This window comes from Streptomyces sp. NPDC101194 (assembly GCF_044767885.1).
Lineage (GTDB): Bacteria > Actinomycetota > Actinomycetes > Streptomycetales > Streptomycetaceae > Streptomyces.
Genome location: NZ_JBIWOS010000013.1, coordinates 40978 through 63750, shown reverse-complemented (window position 1 = coordinate 63750; position 22773 = coordinate 40978). Strand labels below are relative to the sequence as shown.

At 69.9% G+C, this 22773-nt stretch carries 21 protein-coding genes; 14 read left to right on the top strand and 7 right to left on the bottom strand.

Going from position 1 to position 22773, the window contains the following annotated elements; translation table 11 throughout:
* Positions 1-63: 63 nt before the first annotated feature.
* Positions 64-591: a MarR family winged helix-turn-helix transcriptional regulator gene (locus ACIRP2_RS34565; RefSeq protein ID WP_404257349.1), complete on the bottom strand. Its 528-nt coding sequence runs from the start codon at positions 589-591 to the stop codon at positions 64-66.
* Between the two features lie 202 nt (positions 592-793).
* On the opposite strand from ACIRP2_RS34565, the gene ACIRP2_RS34560 reads away from it, so the two are divergent.
* The 4 genes from ACIRP2_RS34560 to ACIRP2_RS34545 all read left to right on the top strand — a co-directional run bounded on the left by ACIRP2_RS34560 (position 794) and on the right by ACIRP2_RS34545 (position 4025).
* Complete coding sequence (locus tag ACIRP2_RS34560; protein ID WP_404257347.1) at positions 794-1219, top strand: ASCH domain-containing protein; 426 nt, start codon at positions 794-796, stop codon at positions 1217-1219.
* A gap of 490 nt (positions 1220-1709) precedes the next feature.
* Complete coding sequence (locus ACIRP2_RS34555; protein WP_404257345.1) at positions 1710-2333, top strand: histidine phosphatase family protein; 624 nt, start codon at positions 1710-1712, stop codon at positions 2331-2333.
* A 259-nt stretch (positions 2334-2592) separates the two neighbouring features.
* Entirely contained in the window at positions 2593-3186 is a 594-nt protein-coding gene (locus ACIRP2_RS34550) for a TetR/AcrR family transcriptional regulator (protein ID WP_404257343.1), read from the top strand.
* Positions 3183-4025 (top strand): alpha/beta fold hydrolase, encoded by an 843-nt coding sequence (locus tag ACIRP2_RS34545; protein WP_404257341.1) that lies wholly within the window; start codon positions 3183-3185, stop codon positions 4023-4025. The genes ACIRP2_RS34550 and ACIRP2_RS34545 overlap by 4 nt, the downstream gene beginning before the upstream one ends.
* 153 nt (positions 4026-4178) lie before the next feature.
* Here the strand turns inward: ACIRP2_RS34545 and ACIRP2_RS34540 are convergent, their stop codons facing one another.
* Complete coding sequence (locus ACIRP2_RS34540) at positions 4179-4679, bottom strand: transglycosylase SLT domain-containing protein (RefSeq protein ID WP_404257339.1); 501 nt, start codon at positions 4677-4679, stop codon at positions 4179-4181.
* A 627-nt stretch (positions 4680-5306) separates the two neighbouring features.
* Entirely contained in the window at positions 5307-5669 is a 363-nt protein-coding gene (locus ACIRP2_RS34535) for an ArsR/SmtB family transcription factor (RefSeq protein ID WP_404257337.1), read from the bottom strand.
* Between the two features lie 460 nt (positions 5670-6129).
* Between ACIRP2_RS34535 and ACIRP2_RS34530 the strand changes: the two genes are divergently transcribed.
* Together ACIRP2_RS34530 and ACIRP2_RS34525 are read left to right on the top strand one after the other, a co-directional pair.
* Positions 6130-6396: a GlsB/YeaQ/YmgE family stress response membrane protein gene (locus tag ACIRP2_RS34530; protein ID WP_351074014.1), complete on the top strand. Its 267-nt coding sequence runs from the start codon at positions 6130-6132 to the stop codon at positions 6394-6396.
* 188 nt (positions 6397-6584) lie between these two features.
* On the top strand, positions 6585-7424 hold the full coding sequence (locus tag ACIRP2_RS34525; RefSeq protein WP_404257335.1) for an alpha/beta fold hydrolase: 840 nt from the start codon (positions 6585-6587) through the stop codon (positions 7422-7424).
* A gap of 172 nt (positions 7425-7596) precedes the next feature.
* On the opposite strand, the gene ACIRP2_RS34520 is transcribed toward ACIRP2_RS34525, so the two are convergent.
* Complete coding sequence (locus ACIRP2_RS34520; RefSeq protein WP_404257333.1) at positions 7597-8082, bottom strand: universal stress protein; 486 nt, start codon at positions 8080-8082, stop codon at positions 7597-7599.
* A gap of 505 nt (positions 8083-8587) precedes the next feature.
* On the opposite strand from ACIRP2_RS34520, the gene ACIRP2_RS34515 reads away from it, so the two are divergent.
* From ACIRP2_RS34515 to ACIRP2_RS34485, 7 genes are all read left to right on the top strand, one after another.
* A complete protein-coding gene (locus ACIRP2_RS34515; protein ID WP_404257330.1) occupies positions 8588-10105 on the top strand; it encodes an MFS transporter in 1518 nt (505 codons plus the stop codon).
* Positions 10106-10115: 10 nt separating this feature from the next.
* On the top strand, positions 10116-11162 hold the full coding sequence (locus ACIRP2_RS34510) for a glutathione S-transferase family protein (RefSeq protein WP_404257328.1): 1047 nt from the start codon (positions 10116-10118) through the stop codon (positions 11160-11162).
* 115 nt (positions 11163-11277) lie between these two features.
* A complete protein-coding gene (locus tag ACIRP2_RS34505; RefSeq protein WP_404257326.1) occupies positions 11278-13500 on the top strand; it encodes an NADP-dependent isocitrate dehydrogenase in 2223 nt (740 codons plus the stop codon).
* Between the two features lie 214 nt (positions 13501-13714).
* Positions 13715-14452 carry an SDR family oxidoreductase gene (locus ACIRP2_RS34500; RefSeq protein ID WP_404257324.1) on the top strand — a complete coding sequence of 246 codons (738 nt, stop codon included), beginning with the start codon at positions 13715-13717 and terminating at the stop codon, positions 14450-14452.
* A gap of 449 nt (positions 14453-14901) precedes the next feature.
* Positions 14902-16632 (top strand): cytochrome c oxidase subunit I, encoded by a 1731-nt coding sequence (gene ctaD, locus ACIRP2_RS34495; protein WP_404257322.1) that lies wholly within the window; start codon positions 14902-14904, stop codon positions 16630-16632.
* A gap of 29 nt (positions 16633-16661) precedes the next feature.
* Entirely contained in the window at positions 16662-17003 is a 342-nt protein-coding gene (locus ACIRP2_RS34490) for a hypothetical protein (protein WP_404257675.1), read from the top strand.
* A 132-nt stretch (positions 17004-17135) separates the two neighbouring features.
* Positions 17136-18497, top strand: a complete 1362-nt coding sequence (locus ACIRP2_RS34485) for an NAD(P)/FAD-dependent oxidoreductase (RefSeq protein ID WP_404257320.1) — start codon at positions 17136-17138, stop codon at positions 18495-18497.
* Positions 18498-18607: 110 nt separating this feature from the next.
* Here ACIRP2_RS34485 and ACIRP2_RS34480 read toward each other — a convergent pair whose 3' ends face one another.
* Both ACIRP2_RS34480 and rho read right to left on the bottom strand, forming a co-directional pair.
* A complete protein-coding gene (locus ACIRP2_RS34480) occupies positions 18608-19606 on the bottom strand; it encodes an aldo/keto reductase family protein (protein WP_376272611.1) in 999 nt (332 codons plus the stop codon).
* A gap of 85 nt (positions 19607-19691) precedes the next feature.
* Positions 19692-20831 carry a transcription termination factor Rho gene (gene rho, locus ACIRP2_RS34475; RefSeq protein ID WP_404257318.1) on the bottom strand — a complete coding sequence of 380 codons (1140 nt, stop codon included), beginning with the start codon at positions 20829-20831 and terminating at the stop codon, positions 19692-19694.
* A 375-nt stretch (positions 20832-21206) separates the two neighbouring features.
* Between rho and ACIRP2_RS34470 the strand changes: the two genes are divergently transcribed.
* Positions 21207-22088: a GNAT family N-acetyltransferase gene (locus ACIRP2_RS34470; RefSeq protein WP_404257316.1), complete on the top strand. Its 882-nt coding sequence runs from the start codon at positions 21207-21209 to the stop codon at positions 22086-22088.
* A gap of 141 nt (positions 22089-22229) precedes the next feature.
* On the opposite strand, the gene ACIRP2_RS34465 is transcribed toward ACIRP2_RS34470, so the two are convergent.
* A complete protein-coding gene (locus tag ACIRP2_RS34465) occupies positions 22230-22736 on the bottom strand; it encodes a DUF6624 domain-containing protein (RefSeq protein ID WP_404257314.1) in 507 nt (168 codons plus the stop codon).
* Between the last annotated feature and the right edge of the window lie 37 nt (positions 22737-22773).

Sequence of the window (22773 nt, the reverse complement as noted above, 5' to 3'; positions counted from 1 at the left end):
TGACGTGGGGCGGTGCGGTCCCGGCCGGGCGGCCGGACGAACGCGAGGGGGCGTGGGCGAGACTCAGCCCCGGTCGGACGGCGGGGTGGCGCCGGGCGGCGCCCAGTCGGTGGGGCACGGCGCGTTGAGGGCGCCGAGGATGCGCTGGGAGGCGGCGCCGAGCTGACGCTGCTGCGCCTTGGTCAGCGGGTCGAAGACGAGGCGGCGCACCGCCTCGACATGGCCGGGTGCCGCGGCGGCGACCTTGGTCGTGCCGTCGTCGGTGAGGGTGGCCAGGGTGGCGCGACCGTCGGAGGGGTCGGGACGGCGGCGCACCCAGCCACGCTTCTCCAGACGGATGACCACGTTGGACAGCCGGGAGAGCGTGCTTCCGGCGTACTGGGCGATCTCACTCATCCGCAGGGTGCGCTCCGGCGCCATCGACAGTGCGGACATCACCACGTAGTCGAAGTGGGCCATGCCGGCGTCCCGCTGCATCTGTGCCTCCAGCGCGGCCGGCAACTGGGTCAGCACATAGGCGAACGCGTACCACTGCTGCTGCTCGTCGGTGTCGAGCCAACGCGGCTCGGCGATGTCCCGTGCGTCTTCCATGCCGTCAAGATACTCCAAGCGTGAAGTAAAAAGTCAAGCCCGTCGCTCCTGCCCCGAAATGAAGTCACAGCATGTTCGGTCCGTTCGGCGGGCACTTCACCCGCAGCATCCACCCCCACGTCGAGGTCCTCGTCGATGGCCGGGTCGGGGCGAGCCGGGCGATGCCATTGATCGACACGACCGGCCTTCGTACCATCTCCCGATGGGACATGACGACCTTCCGAGCCTTGAACTCGCCTTCCCCGGCCCGGAACGTGATCGTGGCGTAGAGGCGATCCTGAGCGGCCGGAAGACAGCGCTCACGGGACTCCTGGAGATCTTTGAGCACGCCGGGGAGGCCATACCGCAGGCCGGTCAGCGGTTCTCGGTGCTCGATTCCCGGGGGTGTCCGGCCGTTACGATCGAACTCGTCGACGTACGCGTCGTTCCCATGAAGGAGATCGACGACGACTTCGCGCGAGCCGAGGGGCGCGGCTACGGCGACGTCGCGCAGTGGAGGGAGGCCCACGAAGAGTTCTTCCGGAGCGATGGCGTGAGCGAGTTCTTGGGTGGTACCCCCGTCATCGACGACGAGACTCTGGTCGTTGCCGAACGCTTCCGAGTGGTCGAGCCCGCGCACCCCGTGTAACCGGTGCTCGTGTCCGACTCGTCGGGAGTCCGGGAGCGGCGACCACGGCGGGCCGCCTGCCCGCAAGCATGTCAAGGCCGTCGCCGAGCACCTCGGTGCCCGCCGCCCCGCTCTCGCCGCGTACGGCGAAGCCCGGCCACCGTGCACGGAGCCCGCTGCCGGGCATCGCGAGCGGCACTCCCGGTGGAGGACCTGTTGCTTGACCTGGGGCGTATCGGTGGAGTCGATGCTCTCCAGTCAGGACAGCTCGGTCCTGACGGTGGTGCAGACGTGCAGGCTGCCGTCGGTTTCGCGGCGAGCCGGCGGGCCGCCGCAGCCGCAAGGCCCCGAAGGCACGCCGCAGCCCTTGCCGTCGGAGAGTGCGAAGAACATGCCGCCGCCGACGGACTTCGCCGCCTCGGGGTGCCGGGCATCGGCGTGAGGAACCAGAGGTGCAGGCCGTGACGTCCACCGATGGAGAAGATCGCCGGTGGACTCGATGGAGCGTGGAATGATCGGCACGGCCACTCGCTACCTCTACCTCGTCAGGCACGGTGAGGCGTTGCCGGACGAGAGCGGGCTGACGGAGAACGGCCGCCGGCAGGCCGTACTGCTCGGCCGACGCCTCCGGGGCATTCCCTTGGCGGCTGTCCATCACGGCCCGCTGCCCCGGGCGGAGCAGACCGCATGCCTGATCGGGGAGCAACTGAAGAACGTTCCTCTGTACGTCACGGAAGCCGCCGGTGACTACGTCCCCTACATGCCGGCCAGGGAAGAGCTTCCGGCGGAGTCCGCAGAGTTCTTTCTCCGCTTTCTCCACGGTGCCGCGATCGAGGAGCGTGAGCGCGGACCGGAGTTGGCCCGCCAGGCACTGGACTTGTTCACCCGGCCGGTGGACGGCGAACCGGACCGGCACGAACTGGTCGTCACCCACAACTTCCTGGTCGCCTGGCTCGTCCGGGAGGCCATGTGCGCGCCGAAGTGGCGCTGGCTCGGACTCGATCACGGCAATGCGGCACTGACGGTCATCCGCTACGCGCCCGGCCGGCCCGCTTCCGTCCTCGTCGCCAATGACATGCGGCATCTGCCCGCCGAACTGCGTTGGACCGGCTTCCCTCCCGCATCGCACATCTGAGCCGATCGGCTTGGATCGTCGATTCGACGTGCCGTCGCCCGACGCGCGGTGGGTGCGAGGCGTGCCGTCGCTCCGGCTTCCGTGAGGTGGTCGCTGCGATCGCCTGGAAGTCCCGTACCGGGCTCGGGCGTGCGGGGTCGAGCCGCGGAGAAGTGACGCCGGGATCGATCGAGGTCGTGCCCGCCTGAGGGCACCCCTCGTTTGTGTTCCTAGGACCTCTAGGTTATACCTAAAGGTCCTAGGAACTTCGGAGGGTGACATGGTGCGAGCCGGGCTGACGGCGGAGCGGGTGACCATCGCGGGCGCCGAGTTGGCGGACGAGGTCGGGCTCGACCAGGTGACCATGTCGCAGGTGGCGCGCCGACTCGGTGTGAAGGACGCGAGCCTCTACACGCACATCCGTGGCCTGGAGGACTTGCGCGGACGGATCGCGCTGCTGGCGGCGGACGAGAAGACCATCCGTATCGCGGAGGCGACCGCCGGGCGGGCGGGCAAGGAGGCGCTGGTCGCGTTTGCGAACGCCTGGCGGGAGTATGCCCACCAGCATCCGGGCCGCTACATGGCGACGCAGACCCCGGTCCGGATCGATCCCGAGCTGGCCGCGAGAGCCCCCGGACCGCGGCGTGCGATCGAGCTGACCTACGGCATGCTGCGCGGCTACGGACTGGTCGAGCCCGATCTGACCGACGCGGTCCGTCTGCTGCGCAGCACGTTCCACGGGTTCGTCGCCCTGGAGGCCGCGGGCGGCTTCGCGCACGAGCGTTCGCTGCAGCATTCCTGGGTCCGCGCCCTCGATGCCCTGCACTCCCTCCTGGAGCACTGGCCCCCGTCCCGAGAGGGAGACCCGTCATGACCGAACCGACCATCGGCAGCCTGCGCGTGAACGGCGCGACGCTGCACTACGAAGTGCGCGGCCAGGGCCCGCTCCTGCTGCTGATCCCCGGCGGGACGGGCGGCGCGGCCTCCTTCGACGACGTCGCCGACGACCTGGCCGCCGAATACACCGTCGCGACCTATGACCCACGCGGTATGTCCCGCAGCACCCTGGACGACCCCGACGCCGAGCAGCGAGTGGCCGAGCACGCCGACGACGCGTTCCGCATGCTGGAGCTGCTGTCGCGCGGTGAGCCCGCCCGGGTGTTCGGCGCCAGTTCGGGCGCGATCGCGGCCCTGCATCTGCTCGCCACCCGTCCCCGACGCCTCGAACGCGTCGTGGTGCACGAGCCGCCGGTGGTGGAGGTCCTGCCGGACGTCGCCGAACACCGCGCGCTCATCGCGCGCGTGCAGTCGACGTTCCACACCCAGGGGCTCGTGCCGGCGATGGCCGTGTTCGCCGCGGGTCTGAAGAAGGACGACGACCCCACCGAGCCGAAGGCCGAGATCGAGCTTCCGCCTCAAGCAGCCGCGCGGGCCGAGCAGACGATGGCCGACCTGCCGTACTTCGTCGAGCGCATCGTGCCCGCCTTCATGTCCTACGCCCCCGACATCCACCGACTGCGGACACTGTCGGACCGGCTCGTGCTCGCCTGCGGCCAGGACTCGCGGGGCGAGCTGCCCCACCGTGCTGTCGCATCGCTTGCCCAGCGTCTCGGCGCAGAGCTCCAGCACTTCCCCGGCGGGCACATCGGCCTGACCACGCACCCCGACCGGTTCGGCGAACTTCTTCGGAAGGCGTTCCGCACCCGGACCTGAATCCCGGCGCCCTGGTCGACCCGGTGGGACCGGCCGGCGGTGGCGGGTCGGTCCCGAAGGTGTCAGGGATCCGGTACCGGCAGCCGGGCTCGTCCGCGAGCGTCCGCTCCTCGTCCGTGCGGCCCGGGAAGGGCGCGCCGCAGGGCCTCTCTCCTACGGCTGAGCGGATACGGACTTTCCGCTCCTGCCCCAGTTGGTGTGCAACCGGTCCAGGTAGGACTGCGCCTGACTGCCGGGGTGAGCGCCGCGCGCGAACGCCAGCATGTTGCCCGACCCGGTGTTGTATCCCAGCGCCAGGAGTTCGTCCTTCGTGTACGTCCCCGACCGATGGGCCGGCAATTGCGCAGCCAGGTCGTGCAGATGCCAGGCTGCTGCCTCGATCGCCAGGTTCCGGTCGTCGGGCAGTTCCTCCCACCGGCGTTTCGCGAAACCATGTCGCGCCTTGGTCGCGTCGAAAGCGGCACGGTGCATGTTCGCGATGCCGAAGGAGGCATCCGGCTTGTAACGCTGCCAGGCCCGCTCCAGCTCCGGGTCGTGCGGCTTGTACGACTCGTTGTAGAGGATCGCCATCAACAGCGTCGGATCGACGTCCGCGCGGTTCGCGTGGGTGCGTACCTGCGGTGCGTAGAACGCGGGGTCGTAGGACCCGGGCAACGGTGCGTCCGGGCCGCTCTCGACAGGTGCCGGAGCACTCGGTGAGGCAGCGGCGGTCGAGGCCGGTGACCCGCCTGCAGGGGTGTTTCGCGGGCCGTCCGCGGGCCGGGACGCATGACCGCAGCGCACCAGGACCCACGCCGCGAGCACCAGTACCAGCACCCCGAGCCATCGCCGACGCGCCCCGGAGTCCGTCACCGTTCGCTGCCTCTCCCGTGCGTCACCTGTGTTCCCCGGAGCCAGCCTACGGAGTACGGCCGGTTTCGGCACACGGCAGCGCCGCAATGGAGGTTCGGCGCAGTGCCGCCCACCGGGGGAGTGCGGTGGGCTTTTGGTGTCGCTCCGCCCTGTGCACGTCATTCATGCAACACGCAAGAACGCCGCCCGGCGGGAGCGGGATCCCGCGCCACGGTCCGTCCGGCGGTCCGCGCGTCCGGCCCGTCGGCGCAAGCCGTGGGACCCGACTCCGCTTCAGATGCTGCCGTACGTCGGACTACGGCCCGAGCCCGCTCCCGGGCGTGCGATCCGATGCGCGTCCGATCGGGTTCGTCGGCGTGCTCGGCCGGGGACCGGAGCGGTCGGCGACGATTCCGGCACCGGGCCGGCGGGCCCTCGGCCTCTCGGTCCTCAGGCGCCGATCCCGCGGCGTCCACGCACCGGCTCGGGCATGGTTTCGGCGCGTGCCACCAATTGGCGGACCATCAGCCGCACCACGGTCACGATGTCCGGGTCGTCCACGAAATAGACCATCCGCCGGCCCTCGCGACGCGAGCGTACGAGTCCCGCGAGCTTCAGCTTCGTCAGGTGCTGACTGACGGCGGGCAGCGCGCCGCCCACCCGCTCCGCGAGTCCGGTCACATCGCTCTCGCCCTGGGCCAGCGCCCACATGATGTGCAGCCGTGCCGAGGATGCCAGCAGTCCGAACGCCGCGGCCGCCTCCGCGAGTACCTCGGCGGACGGGTCCTCGAAGCTGTCGACGCCTGTCGCCACCGCCGGTCACTCCCATCTCCGAAGGGTTGCTTGCGAACCTCCCCAGTCTAGGTGGTGTCCTCAAACTGCCGTCCGCCGCGCAACGCCTGGCACGCACGCTCGCCGTTGTGCCGGAGTCGTCCATGTACGTCCGGTGCGAGGACGATCGTGCGCCTACCGATCCATGACACCGGGCCCCGCTCGCCGATCCGGACGAAGGGCTCTGTGCCGCCCTCGGGAGCCCCGGGCGAGGCCGACCGCCGACGCCGACGGCCCGGTTCGCCGTCCCGTACCGCCGACGAGCCAAGGGAACTCCGGTATTCCGGGCGCGACTTGAGAGCCCTGAAGCAAGGTCGCCCACCGCGCAACCGGTGCAGCCCGCGCCGCGTCCTCATCTGTACAGTTGCGCAATCAAGCAACGCACTGATGCCGGCCCGGGACTGCCTCTCCCGGGCGCGGCCCGACGACAGGAACGACGAACATGGGCATCATCGGCTGGATCATCCTCGGGCTCGTAGCCGGAGTCATCGCCAAGATCCTGCTCCCCGGGCGCGATCCCGGAGGTCTGATCGGGACCACCCTCATCGGTATCGCGGGCGCCTTCGTCGGTGGCTGGCTCTCGGCACGCTTTCTCGACCGGCCCGTGGAGAACCACTTCTTCGACCTGACCACGTGGGGTGCGGCGATCGGCGGTTCCCTCGTCCTGCTCGTCGGCTACCGCATCCTCTTCGGCAACTCGCGGGACTGACGAGGATCCGCGGCCGTCGGAACTTCCTCGCCCCCTGCCGCTCTCCGCATCTCCGCGGAATGCCGGAGCGGCCCCGAGGGGGCGCGGGGACGGGTCGCCCATGGCGCGCGGAGGCTGCCGCGTCCGGGCCCTGCGGGCATGACGGAAACCCGGTTGTCCGACACGAACGCCGCTGACAGGCTCCCGCCATGCCTACCTTCTCCGCCCATGACGGAACGACACTCGCCCACCACGTGTACGGGCACGGTGTTCCTGCGATCTGCCTGCCCGGCGGGCCCATGCAGGCGTCCCAGTACCTCGGGGAACTCGGCGGCCTCTCCGCGCACCGGCAATTGGTCGTGCCGGACCTCCGGGGCACCGGCGAGTCGGCGATCCCGCAGGACGCCGCCTCCTATCGTTGCGACCGACTCGTCGATGACGTGGACGCCCTGCGGGAGCACCTCGGGCTCGAAACGATGGATCTGATCGGGCACTCCGCGGGTGCGAATCTGGCGGCGTTGTACGTCGGCCGCCACCCGGAGCGCGTCAGCAGGCTCGCATTGATCACGCCGAGTACCCGGGCCGTCGGCATCGCGATCACCGCAGACGCCCGCCGCGAGACCGCGCGGCTCAGACAGGACCAGCCGTGGTTCGGGCCGGCGTTCGAAGCCCTGGAGGCGATCATCGCCGGTCGGGCGACGGAGGACCGCTGGCAGGCCGTCGCACCCTTCTTCTACGGACGGTGGGACGAGACGTCCCGCGCCCATCAGGCCGCCGAGGCGGAACAGACGAACGCGGAAGCCGCGGGCGTCTTCGGCGCCGAAGGAGCTTTCGACCCGGAGGCCACGCGCGCCGCTCTCGCACGGTACGCGGCGCCGGTGCTGCTGCTCGCCGGTGAAGTGGACCTGGGCGCTCCTGTGCGTGCGATGGCCGAATTCGCCGGGCTCTTCCCGAACGCGGAGTTCGTCGTCCAGCCCGGAGCCGGCCATTTTCCGTGGCTCGACGATCCCGACCGGTTCGTGGCCACCACCGCGGCGTTCCTGGGGTAGACGACCACTGGTCTCCGGTGTGCGGGCCGTGGGCGTGCCGCTTCGCGCCACTTCCGGACCGGGGCGGGTGCCCGGACGTGTCCGTGTCGTCGGCCCCGTTCGCAGCGGACAGTCCGTCGGCCGGTCCGCGACGCACGGGCGGTGGGCCCGAATGTCCTGCGGGACCGAGTCGTCAAGGGGACGACGGGTGCGGTGGCGGAGTGTCGATGCCGGGCGGCGCTCCGGGCCAGACCAGCAGGACGGGGCAGGAGGCGTGGTCGACGACGAAGCGTGTCGCGGGTCCCAGACTGCGAGGCCCCGGGCGTCGGTCGCCGTCGCGGGCGCAGATCAGCAAATCGGCGTCCTCGGCGGCGCGGACGACTTCCCTTTCGACACGGCCGTGGGCCCGGAGCCGCTCCGCGGGCCGGCCGAGACGCTCGGCGGCCGCGTCCAGGAGTGCCGCGGCGGCGCTCGCCGAAAGGGCCGCCACCCGGTCGCCGGGGTCGCGCTCGGCGTGGCCCCGGCCGAGCAGACCGACGAATGCGCCGTGCGCCGCTTCGGCGACGTCATCGCCGGTGACGTGCAGCAGGGTGATCGCGTCTCCGGCTCGGACGTGGGCGCGGGCGGCGTCCACCGAGGCCCGCCACGTGCCCTCGTCGATCCAGACGAGCACGGTCACGTCGGCCTCCGATGGTCGGCAGCGTCATTCACAGTGCCACAGAGGTGGCCATCGGGACGGCAGGCGCGGTCGGCGGGCAACGGCATCGACCTGCTTGCTGCGGGGGCCCGGTCGGGCCGTACATGGACAGCAGCCACACATCTGTGCGCGCACCCAATGGTCGACGGACCGGCTCGGCGGCGCACGGGTGACCTTCTGGACCTTCGCGGCGATGGCGCTGGACGAGGGTGGTTCGAGCACCGCCTGCCGGGGGTGTGATCCGCCGGCCCTCGGGGCCCGTCGCGTCGCGCCCATCCGTACGGCGCACCGCCTCGCCGCCGCTGTGCGCAGGCACGACCGGACGTCCTGACCCGGGCCCGCCATGGAACGCCATGGCCGTGTTCCCTCTTCCCGGGCGGCACGGCCATCCCCTGTGCCGCCCGTCCGCTGGAACGGACGCCGGAAAAGCTGCCGTCGCGGCCCTGCCGGGATGAGTATCGGGGCGCTTGGTCCTAGGGTGCGAGCCATGGTGGAGAGCGCAGGTCACTGGGGTGCTGCGAGGTGGGACGACGATCCCGCCCAGGGCCCCCGCACCCCGGACCCGCGCCGCTGGCAGGCGCTCGCGGTGTGTCTGATCGCCGGCTTCATGACCCTGCTCGACGTATCCATCGTCAATGTCGCCCTGCCGTCGATCCGGGAAGGGCTCCACACACCGGAGTCCGACCTGCAATGGGTGCTCTCCGGCTACTCCCTCGCCTTCGGCCTGTTCCTCATCCCGGCGGGACGGCTCGGTGACGCGCGTGGACGACGCGAGGTGTTCATGATCGGGCTGGCCCTGTTCACCCTGGCGTCGGCGGCCTGCGGAGCCGCGCAGTCCAGCCAGTGGCTGGTGGTCGCCCGTCTCGTCCAAGGCCTCGCCGGGGGCATGATCTCGCCCCAGATCTCGGCATTGATCCAGCAGATGTTCTCCGGTGACGAGCGTGGCCGTGCCTTCGGCATGTTCGGCACGGTGGTCGGCATCTCCACCGCCGTCGGCCCGCTGTCGGGAGGGCTGCTGATCCAGGCGGCCGGTGCCGAGGAGGGATGGCGCTGGGTGTTCTACGTCAACCTGCCGCTCGGTGCCGCCTGCCTCCTGCTCGCCCGACGCCTGCTCCCGGACACTCCCTCGGCCGGGCGGGTGCGCCTGCGCGACCTCGACCCGCTCGGTGTGCTCCTGCTCGGCGCGGGAGTGCTCGCTCTGCTGCTGCCCTTCGTCCAGTCGCAGCAGTGGCCCGGAGACCGGAAGTGGCTCCTGCTCGTGGGCGCCGCTCTGCTGCTCGCCACCTTCGTGGGATGGGAGGCCTGGTGCGGCAGGCGCGGCACCCAGCCCGTCGTGGACCTGTCGCTGTTCCGGGTCCGCTCCTACTGGCTGGGCTGTCTGCTGATCCTGCTGTACTTCGCCGGATTCACCTCGATCTTCTTCATCACCACGCTCTACCTGCAGAGCGGCCTGCACTACTCCGCCCTGCAGGCGGGACTCGCCATCACCCCCTTCGCCGTGGGCGCGGCCGTCGCGGCAAGCCCCGGCGGCCGGCTCGTCGGCCGGTTCGGGCGGCCGCTCGTCGTCGCGGGGCTGGCGACGGTGGCCTTCGGGCTGGCGGTCACCGCGCTCGCCGTGCATCTCGTGCCGGGCCGGGGCGTGGGGTGGGCGATGGCGGCGCCGTTGCTGCTGGCCGGGCTCGGCAGCGGCCTGGTCATCGCTCCGAACCAGACACTGACCCTGTCCGAAGTTCCGGTGGCGGGTGCGGGGAGCGCGGGCGGGACCCTCCAGACCGGCCAGCGCGTCGGTTCGGCGATCGGGATCGCCGCGGTCGGCTCGATGTTCTTCGCGCAACTGGGCGAGGACGGGTGGGCCGTCGCGTACTACCACGGACTCGTCGTCGCGGTCGCCTTCGTCGTCGTCGCCCTGATCATCGGGCTGGCGGATGTGCGCGGGGAGCACCGCAGCCGGATGCGCGGCCATCGGTCCGCCCGCAGGCCGTCCGCTGGGAGAACGCCACCATAGGGAGAACGCCATGAAGCAGAGCGAGACCGGCACGACCCCCGGTCCGGGCACCGACGGCAACGCGGCTTACGGCCACAAGGCATTCAAACGGTCCAGGAGCCACTTCGCCGACCGCATCACCGCCGACGGCCGGGACGGCTGGCCCGTCGAGGCCGGCCGCTACCGGCTGGTCGTCAGCCGCGCCTGCCCGTGGGCGAGCCGTTCCCTCGTCTCCCGGCGGCTCCTCGGACTGGAGCATGCCCTGTCGCTGGCCGTCGCCGATCCGATCCAGGACGACCGCAGCTGGCGCTTCACCCTGGACGAGGGCGGCCGCGATCCGGTGCTCGGCATCACCTACCTGAGCGAGGCGTACGACGCCCGGGAGCCGGACCATCCCGGCGGGGTCAGCGTTCCCGCGATCGTCGACGTACCGAGCGGCAGGCTCGTGACCAACGACTACCAGCAGATCACGCTGGACTTCGCGACCGAATGGACCGCGCTGCACCGGGAGGGCGCGCCCGACCTGTATCCCGAACGCCTGCGGGACGAGATCGACGAGGTGATGGAGGGCGTCTACCGCGATGTGAACAACGGCGTGTACCGCGCGGGATTCGCGGCGGAGCAGTCCGAGTACGAGGCCGCCTACCAGGATGTGTTCCGCCGCCTGGACCAGGTGTCCGAACGCCTCGCGGACCGGCGCTACCTCGTGGGCGCATCAGTCACCGAAGCGGACATCAGGCTGTTCACCACTCTGGTGCGGTTCGACGCCGTCTATCATGGACATTTCAAGTGCAATCGTTCGAAGCTGGCGGAGGACCGCGTTCTGTGGGCTTACGCCAGGGACCTGTACCAGACGCCCGGTTTCGGAGACACGGTCGACTTCCACCACATCAAGCAGCACTACTACCGGGTCCACACCGGCATCAACCCCACCGGCATCGTGCCCGTCGGCCCCGACCTGTCGGGCTGGCTCACGCCGCACCATCGGGAGGAGCTGGGCGGACGCCCGTTCGGCGACGGCACCGCGCCGGGTCCGGTGCCGCCCGGGGAGCAGGTCCCGTCGTCGGGGCGTGCCTGAACCCGGAGCCCGTGACGGTGGCCGCCGGACAAGGGGGCAGGGCCCTGTCGAGTCGCCGGCGATCACGAGATATCTTGATGTCAAGCAATGTTGCAGACGTGGAGCGGAGCACAGGGTGACTGACTCGACCATCATCTACACACACACCGACGAGGCTCCGGCCCTGGCGACCTATTCGTTCTTGCCCGTGGTCCAGGCGTACGCCTCGACGGCCGGGGTCAATGTCGAGAGCCGCGACATCTCGCTGGCCGGGCGCATCATCGCCGTCTTCCCCGAGTACCTCCAGGAGAGCCAGCGCATCGACGACGCGCTCGCCGAGCTCGGTGCCCTGGCCAAGACGCCCGAGGCCAACATCATCAAGCTGCCGAACATCTCGGCCTCCATCCCGCAGCTGAAGGCCGCCGTCGCCGAGTTGCAGGCACAGGGCTACGCGCTGCCGGACTATCCGGACGACCCGCGGACCGATGAGGACAAGGACGTCCGCGCGCGCTACGACAAGGTCAAGGGCAGTGCCGTGAACCCGGTGCTGCGCGAGGGCAACTCCGACCGCCGCGCCCCCGCCTCGGTCAAGAACTACGCCAAGACGCACCCGCACCGCATGGGTGCCTGGACGGCCGATTCGAAGACGAACGTCGCCACCATGGGCGTCGACGACTTCCGCTCCACCGAGAAGTCCGCGGTCATCGCCGAGGCCGGTTCGCTGCGGATCGAGCTCGCGGGCGACGACGGCAGCACCACCGTTCTGCGCGAGTCGGTCCCGGTGCTCGCGGGCGAGGTCGTCGACGCGGCGGTCATGCGCGTCGCGGCCCTGCGTGAGTTCTTCACCGCACAGGTCGCCCGCGCCAAGGCCGAGGGCGTGCTGTTCTCCGTCCACCTCAAGGCCACCATGATGAAGGTCTCCGACCCGATCATCTTCGGCCACGTGGTCCGCGCCTTCTTCCCGAACACCTTCGCCAAGTACGGCGAGGTGCTCGCCGCGGCCGGCCTCTCCCCGAACGACGGCCTCGGCGCCATCCTCAAGGGGCTGGACTCCGTGCCGCACCTGGGCGCCGAGGTCAAGGCGTCCTTCGAGGCCGAGCTCGCCGACGGCCCCGCGCTGGCCATGGTCGACTCCGACAAGGGCATCACCAACCTGCACGTGCCGAGCGATGTCATCGTCGACGCCTCCATGCCGGCCATGATCCGCACCTCCGGTCACATGTGGGGCCCGGACGGCAACGAGGCCGACACCCTCGCCGTGCTCCCCGACAGCAGCTACGCGGGTGTCTACCAGGTCGTCATCGACGACTGCCGCGCCAACGGCGCCTTCGACCCGTCGACCATGGGCTCGGTGCCGAACGTCGGCCTGATGGCGCAGAAGGCCGAGGAGTACGGCAGCCACGACAAGACCTTCGAGATCCCCACCACCGGTACGGTGCGGGTCCTCGACGCCCACGGCGACGTCGTGCTGGAGCAGGTCGTGGGCGCGGGCGACATCTTCCGCATGTGCCAGACCAAGGACCTGCCGATCCAGGACTGGGTCAAGCTCGCCGTCACCCGCGCCCGCGCCACCGGCGCCCCGGCCGTGTTCTGGCTCGACGAGGACCGGGCCCACGACGCGCAGCTGATCGCCAAGGTCAAGGCGTACCTCGCCGACCACGACACCGCCGGCCTGCAGATCGAGATCATGTCGCCGGTGAAGGCGACCGCGTTCTCGCTGGAGCGCATCCGCCGGGGCGAGGACACCATCTCGGTGACCGGCAACGTGCTGCGTGACTACCTGACCGACCTGTTCCCGATCCTCGAACTCGGCACGAGCGCGAAGATGCTCTCCGTCGTCCCGCTCATGAACGGCGGCGGACTGTTCGAGACCGGTGCCGGCGGCTCCGCGCCCAAGCACGTCCAGCAGCTCGTCAAGGAGAACTACCTCCGCTGGGACAGCCTGGGCGAGTTCTTCGCGCTCGCGGCCAGCTTCGAGCACCTGGCCGCGACCACGGGCAACGCGCGTGCCCAGGTCCTCGCGGACACCCTCGACCGCGCGACCGGCACCTTCCTCAACGAGGACAAGTCGCCGAGCCGCAAGCTGGGTGGCATCGACAACCGCGGCAGCCACTTCTACCTGTCCCTCTACTGGGCGCAGGAACTGGCGCAGCAGACCGACGACGCGCAGCTCGCGCAGGCGTTCGCCGGGCTCGCGAAGACGCTGGAGGAGCAGGAGCAGACCATCGTCGACGAGCTGATCGCGGTCCAGGGCTCGCCGGCCGAGATCGGCGGCTACTACCAGCCCGACCCGGCCAAGGCCGCGGCCGTCATGCGTCCGTCGGCGACGTTCACGCAGGCCATCGCCGCCATCGGCTGACGCGACCGCTGCGGAGGGGGCGCGTCCAGGCGCGTCCCCTCGGCCCTCCCGCCCCGGCCGGCATCCTGCCCGGCCGGGGCGGTTCCGCGAGGCCGTCGGCCGGCGCCGCGCGCGCTCGGCGGTGCCGGACATTCTCCGCGCACTCCCGTACAAGCAGCCGTTCCGCCGGTAGGTTCGATTGACCCGGATCGACTGTCATCGAGGGAGACGGACTGTGCTGACAGGCAGGAACGCCGTGGTCACCGGAGGATCGCGGGGCATCGGCCGTGCGATCGTCGAGCGCCTGTGCCGCGACGGGGCGCACGTGGTCTTCAACTACGCCACCGACGAAGACGCGGCCGCGGAGGTGGTCCGCGCGGTGCGGGACAAGGGCGGCGAAGCATCGGCAGCCCGTATCGATCTCGCCGATCCCGACGGGCCGGGACAGCTGATGGAGACCGCCGAGGCGAGGCTGGGCGGCTTGGACATCCTGGTGAACAACGCCGCGCTGTGCCTCCCCCCGTCCCTCATCGCGGACACCGATCCGGACGTGTTCGACAGGGTGATGGCGGTGAACACCCGAGCGGTCTTCATGACGGTCCGCCACGCGGCCCGGCGGATGCGCGAAGGCGGCCGCATCGTGAACATCTCCACGGCCAACACCGTGCGACAGGGCCCCGGCATCTGCGCGTATGCCGCCAGCAAGGGGGCGGTCGAGCAGATCACCGCCGTCGCGGCCCGCGAACTCGGAGCCCGGGGGATCACCGTCAACACCGTCTCGCCCGGTGCGACCGACACCGGGATGCTGCGCGGCGTCAACGAGCCGGCGGCGCTCGAAGCAGTCGCCGGAATGACGCCTCTCGGCCGACTGGGCGAACCCGAGGACGTGGCCGACGTGGTCGCCTTCCTGGTCGGACACGACGGCCGGTGGATGACAGGCCAGAACGTACGCGCCACAGGCGGGCTGGCCTGAGCGGCACAGCAGCGATCTCCGGAGCCGTTCTCCGATCCGGGCGTTCGCCGTCCCCCGCGACAACCATGCAGCCCCGTGGGGGAGTTGAAGGCCTCCTGCCGGAATCCGGCGACTCGGTGACATGGAACCGCTTTGCGGACATTGCCGGTTGAGCGGATGAGGGCGCCGCGCCCCGTGCGCCGAGCCACGGCGTCGCCCGTCGCCCGCACGGAAGTCCGCAGCGGCGCCGAGGGTGTGCGGGCGGGCCGGGTCGTCGGCCGAGGACGCCCTGACGAGTGAAAGTCGTGCGACGGCGGGCGCCGGGCCGCGCATAGTGGCCCCGCGGCTGATTTGCTGCACCTGGAATCTGGCGTGACGCGCGCGGGACCGGCCTGCCGGCCGTCCCGCTGGAGTCGGCGCCCCTGCCGGGTGGCCGGTCCACCCGCGAATGAGATCGAAGGAGCGTCCCAGTGACGACGACGGGCACATCAGGGGCAGCCGAGGAAGACGAGGCGTACGCGAACGAGCTCCCGGTACACGCCAAGGAACCGGGCAACGTCGTCGTCAAGTGGCTGACCACCACCGATCACAAGACGATCGGCACGCTCTACCTGGTGACGTCGTTCGCCTTCTTCATCGTCGGTGGTGTGCTGGCCCTGGTCATGCGCGCCGAGCTGGCCCGTCCCGGGATCCAGATCGTTTCGCCGGAGCAGTTCAACCAGGCGTTCACGATTCACGGCACGATCATGCTGCTGATGTTCGCGACGCCGCTGTTCGCAGGCTTCACGAACTGGATCATGCCGCTGCAGATCGGCGCGCCCGACGTGGCGTTCCCACGGCTGAACATGTTCGCGTACTGGCTGTACCTCTTCGGCTCGCTCATCGTGGTGGCCGGCTTCCTCACCCCGCAGGGTGCGGCCGACTTCGGCTGGTTCGCCTACTCCCCACTGACCGACGCAGTCCGCTCACCGGGCATCGGCAGCGACATGTGGATCATGGGTCTGGCCTTCTCCGGCTTCGGCACGATCCTCGGTTCGGTCAACTTCATCACCACGATCATCGGCATGCGTGCCCCGGGCATGACGATGTTCCGCATGCCGATCTTCGTCTGGAACGTCCTGCTGACCGCCGTACTCGTCCTGCTGGCCTTCCCCGTCCTCGCGGCCGCCCTGCTGGTGCTGGAGGCTGATCGGAAGTTCGGCGCGCACGTCTTCGACGCGGCCAACGGCGGCGCGCTGCTCTGGCAGCACCTCTTCTGGTTCTTCGGCCATCCGGAGGTGTACATCATCGCTCTGCCGTTCTTCGGGATCGTCAGTGAGATCATCCCGGTCTTCAGTCGCAAACCGATCTTCGGCTACATCGGTCTGATCAGTGCGACGATCGCCATCACGGGCCTCTCCGTGACCGTGTGGGCGCACCACATGTTCGTCACCGGCGGTGTGCTGTTGCCGTTCTTCTCGTTCATGTCATTCCTCATCGCGGTACCGACCGGTGTGAAGTTCTTCAACTGGATCGGCACGATGTGGAAGGGATCGTTGTCCTTCGAGACACCGATGCTCTGGTCGATCGGCTTCCTGGTCACCTTCCTCTTCGGTGGTCTGACCGGTGTGATCCTGGCGTCGCCGCCGATGGACTTCCACGTCTCGGACTCGTACTTCGTCGTCGCGCACTTCCACTACGTCGTCTTCGGCACCGTGGTCTTCGCGATGTTCGCCGGATTCCACTTCTGGTGGCCGAAGTTCACCGGCAAGATGCTGGACGAGCGGCTCGGCAAGATCACGTTCTGGACGCTGTTCGTGGGCTTCCACGGCACGTTCCTGGTGCAGCACTGGCTGGGTGCCGAGGGCATGCCGCGTCGTTACGCGGACTACCTCGCCGCGGACGGTTTCACCGCGCTGAACACGATCTCGACGATCTCCTCGTTCCTGCTCGGTCTGTCGATGCTGCCGTTCTTCTACAACGTGTGGAAGACCGCCAAGTACGGCAAGAACGTCGGGGTCGACGATCCGTGGGGCTACGGCCGTTCGCTGGAGTGGGTGACCTCCTGCCCGCCGCCGCGGCACAACTTCCTCGCGCTGCCGCGGATCCGCTCCGAATCCCCGGCGTTCGACCTGCACCACCCCTCGGTCCGTGCCCTCGACCAAGCGATCAACCGTCCCGGCACCGGCACGACCGCGGCCCCGGGGGACAGCGAGGCATGAGCAGAACGGTCCCGGGAGAGGAGGAGCGAGTGGACCCGGACAAGGACAGCGCGCGCGGTCTGGCACAGCTGGAGGGCTATCTGCTGTGGAACGCCGAGGTCGAGGAGGCCCGACGGCAGGCGGACCGCTTCGCCGACGAGCTGCCCTGGCTGACCACGGCACAGCGCGAGGAGGTGGAACGGGTCTACATCGCGGACCGTGTCACCACCTCGCGGGCCGTGCTCTGCCGGATCTCCGCGCGTGCCGTCCAGTTGCGCGGCGAATACGACGCGCGCTACCGCGAGCTCAGGGCCCGCTGCGTCGCGGCCGGTGTCGTGCTCGTCGGCGCGGTCGGCGGCACCTGCACGGCGGTCACCCTGCTGGCCCGCTGACCCGGTGGTGTCGTCCGTCCGCCGTCCCCAGCAGGCGAAGTCGGCCGCGGCTCGTGAAGATGAGAGATGACGGGCGCGTGCGACGGGGCAGGCGAACGGACGACCGTGCAGGCCCGAGAAGGGACGAACACCGTGGCACGACCCAGGATCCTCGTTGTCGGCGCCGGATTCGCCGGGGTGGAGTGCGTGCGCCGTCTGGAGCGCGGGCTCGTCCCGGGCGAGGCGGTCATCACGCTCGTCGCCCCGTTCTCGTACCAGCTCTATCTGCCTCTCCTGCCCCAGGTGGCGGCAGGGGTGCTCACCCCGCAGTCGGTAGCGGTGTCGCTGCGACGAAGCCGCAAGCACCGCACCCGGATCATCCCGGGCGGTGCCATCGGGGTGGACCCCAAGGCGAAGGTCTGCGTCATCCGCAAGATCACCGACGAGGTCGTCTACGAGCCCTACGACTACATCGTGCTCAGCCCCGGCAGTGTCACCCGTACCTTCGACATCCCCGGTCTGCTCGACAACGCCCGGGGCATGAAGACACTCGCCGAGGCCGCGTACGTACGGGACCACGTGATCGCTCAGCTCGATCTCGCGGATGCCAGTCACGACGAGCACGAGCGGGCTTCGCGGCTCCAGTTCGTGGTGGTCGGCGGCGGATACGCGGGCACCGAGACGGCCGCCTGCCTGCAGCGCCTCACCACCAACGCGGTCAGGCACTACCCGAGGCTCGACCCCAGGCTGATCAAGTGGCACCTCATCGACATCGCCCCGAAACTCATGCCCGAACTGGGCGACAAACTCGGCCGGAGCGCTCTGGAGGTGCTGCGCGCACGCGGCATCGAGGTGTCGCTCGGGGTCTCCGTCGCCGAGGCCGGGCCGGAACAGGTGACCTTCACCGACGGCCGGGTGCTGCCCTGCCGCACGTTGATCTGGACGGCGGGCGTCACCGCGAGTCCACTGGTCTCCACCTTCGACGCGGAAACGGTACGCGGACGGCTCGCGGTGACGCCCGAGATGAGCCTGCCGGGCTTCGACGGCATGTTCGCGCTCGGTGACGTCGCGGCCGTACCGGATCTGAGCAAGGACGCCGGGGCGGTCTGCCCGCCCACGGCGCAGCACGCCACGCGCCAGGGCCGTACGCTCGCCGACAACCTCATCGCCACGCTCCGCCACCGGCCGCTGAAGCCGTACGTGCACCGGGACCTCGGACTGGTCGTGGACCTCGGTGGTAAGGACGCGGTGTCCAAGCCGGTCGGCCTCGAAATGCACGGAATCCTGGCACAGGCCGTCGCCCGTGGTTACCACTGGACGGCGCTGCGGACCAATGTGGCCAAGGCGCGGGTCATGACCAACTGGATGCTCAACGCCATCGCGGGTGACGACTTCGTACGCACCGGATTCCAGGCCCGCAAGCCGGCCAAGCTGCGTGACTTCGAGTACACGGACTCCTATCTCACACCGGCACAGGTCCGCGAGCACACCGCATCGCTGCACACCGGTGTCTGACCCCGGTCGCGGCCCGGACCGGATGATCCGCGTACGGCTCGGAAGGAGTGCGGTCGAGGGGCAGGGCCCGCCGTCCGGTGGGCCCTGCCCCTCGACCGCGGACGGTCGGCTCAGCTGTTGCTCTCGTGACCGGCCGTCAGACCGGAGTCCAGTTCCGCCACGGGGGACAGGATGTCGTCCATGCTCTTCAGCAACTCCGCGTCGAGTGTCACACCCGCCGCCCCGGCGTTCTCCGTGACCTGCTCGGGCCGGGAGGCGCCGATGATCGCTGCGGAGACATTGGGGTTCTGGAGCACCCAGGCGACCGCGAGCTGGGCGAGGCTCAGACCGGCCTGGTCGGCGAGCGGCCGCAGCTGCTGGACGCGCTCCAGCACCTCGTCGCGCAGCCAGCCGGCGACCATGTTCGCGCCGCCCTTCTCGTCCGTCGCCCGGGAGCCGGCCGGAAGCGGCGCGCCGGGTTTGTACTTGCCGGTGAGGGCGCCCTGAGCGATCGGTGACCAGACGATCTGCCCGATGCCCAGTTCCTCCGACGCGGGTACCACCTCGCTCTCGATGACCCGCCACAGCGCCGAGTACTGCGGCTGGTTGGAGATCAGCGGTACCTGCAGTTCGCGGGCGAGACCGTGTCCGGCACGGAGCTGGTCGGCCGTCCATTCGGAGACGCCGATGTAGAGGGCCTTGCCGGAGCGGACGACGTCGGCGAACGCCTCCATGGTCTCCTCCAGCGGGGTCGAGTGGTCGTAGCGGTGTGCCTGGTAGAGGTCCACGTAATCCGTCTGCAGGCGGCGCAGCGAGTTGTCGATGGACTCCATGATGTGCTTGCGTCCGAGCCCCCGGTCGTTGTGACCGGGGCCGGTCGGGAAGTACACCTTGGTGAACACCTCAAGTCCCGCGCGGCGTTCGTTCTTGAGCGCTCGGCCCAGCACGGCCTCGGCCCGGGTCTCGGCGTAGACGTCCGCGGTGTCGAAGGTGGTGATCCCGGCGTCGAGGGCCGCGCGGATACAGGCGACCGCCGCGTCCTCCTCCACCTGGGAGCCATGGGTGAGCCAATTTCCGTAGGCGATCTCACTGATGGTCAGACCACTGCGGCCGAGTCGGCGGAATTCCATGTGCCTGCTCTCCCTGTGCTCGTTGGTGGCGGATCGTGCAGGAGCGGTCCATGCTATGGCGCCGTCCGGCCCCGAGCGGACAGGCTCAGGCATCGGGAACGGTGAGGTGGACCGTACGGAGGAAGGCCGCGTTGTCCGGGGTGCGGCGGATCCGGTCCAGCAGCGTTTCGAGCGCTGTCTGCGGATCCCTGGAGTGCAGTGCGCGCCGCAGTCCGCGTACCGTACGCAACTCGGCCTCCGGGACCAGGAGTTCGTCACGCCGAGTGCCGGACGCCGGGATGTCGACGGCCGGGTGGATCCGTCTGTCCGCCAGCGCGCGGTCGAGCCGGAGTTCCATGTTGCCGGTGCTCTTCAGCTCTTCGAAGAAGTAGTCGTCGGCGCGGGATCCGGTCTCCACCAGAGCGGTGGCCAGGATGGTGAGGGAGCCGCCCTCCTCGGCGAGGCGAGCGGCCCCGAAGAGCCGCTTCGGACCGAGCAGCGCGGCAGCGTCGACACCGCCGCTGAGGGTGCGTCCACCCGCGCCGGACGCGTTGTTGTGGGCGCGGCACAGCCGGGTGAGGGAGTCCAGCAGGACGACGACGTCCCGGCCCTGTTCGACCAGACGCTTGGCGCGTTCGACTGCGAGTTCGGCAAGCGCGATGTGTTCCTTCGCCGGCCGGTCGAACGTCGAGGCGAGCACCTCGCCCCGCACGGATCGCCGCATGTCCGTGACCTCCTCGGGACGTTCGTCGAGCAGCACCACCATCAGGTGGCACTCGGGGTGGTTGGCGGCGAGGGCTGCCGCGATCTGTTGCAGCAGCACCGTCTTGCCGGTCCTGGGTGGTGCGACCACGAGCCCGCGCTGCCCCTTGCCGATCGGGGACACCAGATCGACGAGGCGCGTCGCCCGACCGCCGGAGGGCGTTTCCAGGCGCAGCCGCTGTCGGGGGTGGAGCGGGGTGAGATCGCGGAAGTGGGGCCGACCGCGCAGCGCCTGCGGGGAGAGGCCGTTGATCCGTACGACGTCGGACAGGGTGCGGGACCTGTCGCAGAGGCCTTCGACGACATCGCCCTTGCGCAGGTCGTGGCGGCGGATCAGGGCGGTGGGGACCTGCACGTCGCCGGGGGAGGGGCGGTCGCCCTGGGTGCGCAGTGTGCCGTGCCCCTGACGGGAGAGGTCGAGGAGGCCGAGCGCCCTGGTGGGCAACTCCTTTTGTTCGATGGGTAGTTCGAGGGTGCTGGTCATGCGGGTGGTCCTTTCGCGGACATGGCGAATGAAAGGGCCCGGACAGTACGGGGGCGGAAGGTGGCACGCCCCGGACGACGGGCGGGAAAGCCCGGACGGGGAAGGCCCGTACCGGACTGGAAGAAGGTGGAGCGGAAAGCCGGATCGCCGGTCGGAGAAGGACGGGCGCAGCAGCTCTGCGAGAAGAAATCGGCACCGGTGTCAAGAGCTGAGACATACATATGTGCCAAAAGCACTGTACCACGGTGAGCGCACCGGGTCGGCGGCGACGGCTGCGATATCCGGTTGCCGTGGCGTGTGCGGGGTGATGTGGTTCTCCGGGCCGCACGCCCGCCCACCCGTCCTGACCGGCGCCCTCGGCGCGAAGGAGTCATCTTGTCGATACGCATCACCGCACTGACCGACCCCGAACGTTCCGATGCGAGCCATCGGTTGGCGTGGCTGGCCTCCGACTCCGCGGGCAGCCCGGTCGGCTCGGCGTTCCTGCGCGTCTTCACCCGCGAGGGCCAGGACCATCTCGCCGAACTGGAAATCCATGTCCACCCGGCGCAGCGCCGCAACGGCATCGGGTCACAGCTGCTGGACACGGCCGTCGCCGCTGCCCGTGAGGAGAGTCGACGCAGCGTCATCACACAGGTCGAGGCAGGCTCCCCCGGTGATCATTTCCTGCGGTCCAAGGGGCTGCGCAAGGTCCTTGCCCTGACCTACGCCCGCCTTGCGCTGGCGAAGGCCGACACCGCGGCGCTCCGCGGCATCGTCGACCAGTCGCATCCGGGCTACCGCCTGGTGTCCTGGGACGGCACCGTCCCGGACCACCTCGCGTCGACGTTCGCCGCATCGCGCCGTGCCATGGACGACATGCCCATGGACGACACCGACTACGGCACGGTCGTCTGGGACGTGGCACGAGTCCGGGCCGCGGCGGCTGCCGTCGCGGCACGTGGCGAGCTGCTCCACACCGTTGCCGCCGTGGACGAGCCCGGCTCCACGATCGCGGGCTTCACCGAACTGGTCGTACCGGCCGACGGAGAGGGCGACGGTCAGCACTACGGCACCGGAGTCCTCCCCGAACACCGGGGGCACGGCCTCGCACGATGGATGAAGGCGCAGTCCATCCTCCAGGCCCGCGAACGTCACCCGGCCCTCGACGGGCTGCTGGCGGACACCGCGGACAGCAACACGTACATGCGGAGCGTCAACGACGCGCTCGGCTACGAGCCGACGCACAAATCGGTCGAGTACCAGTTCGATCTCTAAGGGCTGTCCCGGCGATGCGCCGCACCGGACACCGCGAGCTTCCCGGGAGACCTTCCCTGCCGCGGCATTGGAGTCTCTCGTTCGGATCGGGCCCGGGGTCCGAGAGCCCCCGGGCCCGATCCGCAGGGCGCGACCGGGGCGTCAGGACACCGAGAACTTGGCGACGTACTCGTCGAAGGGCTCGATGCCGACCTCCGCGCGGAGTTCGTCCATGCGATCGGGCTCTTCGCAGGGCCATGGAACCGGTGACCCGTCCTTCACGCCGGCGATCTGTGTGCCGTAGATCTGCTCGCGACCCTCGTTGACCAGCGTGCGGTCACGCAGGAAGGCCAGCTCGCGCGGGCCGGCCGAGCCCGCCGAAACGGCCTGCTGCATCAACTGGAGTGCGCGTCGCTGAACGTCGAGCTGCCGGTCGGCGTGCTGGGCGATCAACCACGCCGCGCGAGCGGCCTCCTCGCCGATCAGTTCTGCCGTCGGCCAGCCGTACTCGTCCATGATCTCACCGAGGCGGTCACCGTGCCGTGCGGTCAGCCGGCGCCACGCCAGCTGTTCGGCGAAGTCCTCGCTGTGCGCGTGGACCGAGGACCGGTGATCGGCCGCAGCCATGGCCGTGAGTTCGTCCACCAGTGCGGCAATGTCGTGCGCCACTCTCAACTCCTGTGCCGGATCGGTGCTTTGTGCTCTT

What these genes read in the sequence shown, in the direction of transcription:
- ACIRP2_RS34560 (WP_404257347.1), top strand. Translation starts at nt 794, where the DNA reads ATGGGACATGACGACCTTCCGAGCCTTGAACTCGCCTTCCCCGGCCCG.
- ACIRP2_RS34525 (WP_404257335.1), top strand. Translation starts at nt 6,585, where the DNA reads ATGCCTACCTTCTCCGCCCATGACGGAACGACACTCGCCCACCACGTG.
- ACIRP2_RS34550 (WP_404257343.1), top strand. Translation starts at nt 2,593, where the DNA reads ATGGTGCGAGCCGGGCTGACGGCGGAGCGGGTGACCATCGCGGGCGCC.
- ACIRP2_RS34565 (WP_404257349.1), bottom strand. Translation starts at nt 591, where the DNA reads ATGGAAGACGCACGGGACATCGCCGAGCCGCGTTGGCTCGACACCGAC.
- rho (WP_404257318.1), bottom strand. Translation starts at nt 20,831, where the DNA reads ATGACCAGCACCCTCGAACTACCCATCGAACAAAAGGAGTTGCCCACC.
- ACIRP2_RS34515 (WP_404257330.1), top strand. Translation starts at nt 8,588, where the DNA reads ATGGTGGAGAGCGCAGGTCACTGGGGTGCTGCGAGGTGGGACGACGAT.
- ACIRP2_RS34480 (WP_376272611.1), bottom strand. Translation starts at nt 19,606, where the DNA reads ATGGAATTCCGCCGACTCGGCCGCAGTGGTCTGACCATCAGTGAGATC.
- ACIRP2_RS34545 (WP_404257341.1), top strand. Translation starts at nt 3,183, where the DNA reads ATGACCGAACCGACCATCGGCAGCCTGCGCGTGAACGGCGCGACGCTG.
- ACIRP2_RS34555 (WP_404257345.1), top strand. Translation starts at nt 1,710, where the DNA reads ATGATCGGCACGGCCACTCGCTACCTCTACCTCGTCAGGCACGGTGAG.
- ACIRP2_RS34530 (WP_351074014.1), top strand. Translation starts at nt 6,130, where the DNA reads ATGGGCATCATCGGCTGGATCATCCTCGGGCTCGTAGCCGGAGTCATC.
- ACIRP2_RS34510 (WP_404257328.1), top strand. Translation starts at nt 10,116, where the DNA reads ATGAAGCAGAGCGAGACCGGCACGACCCCCGGTCCGGGCACCGACGGC.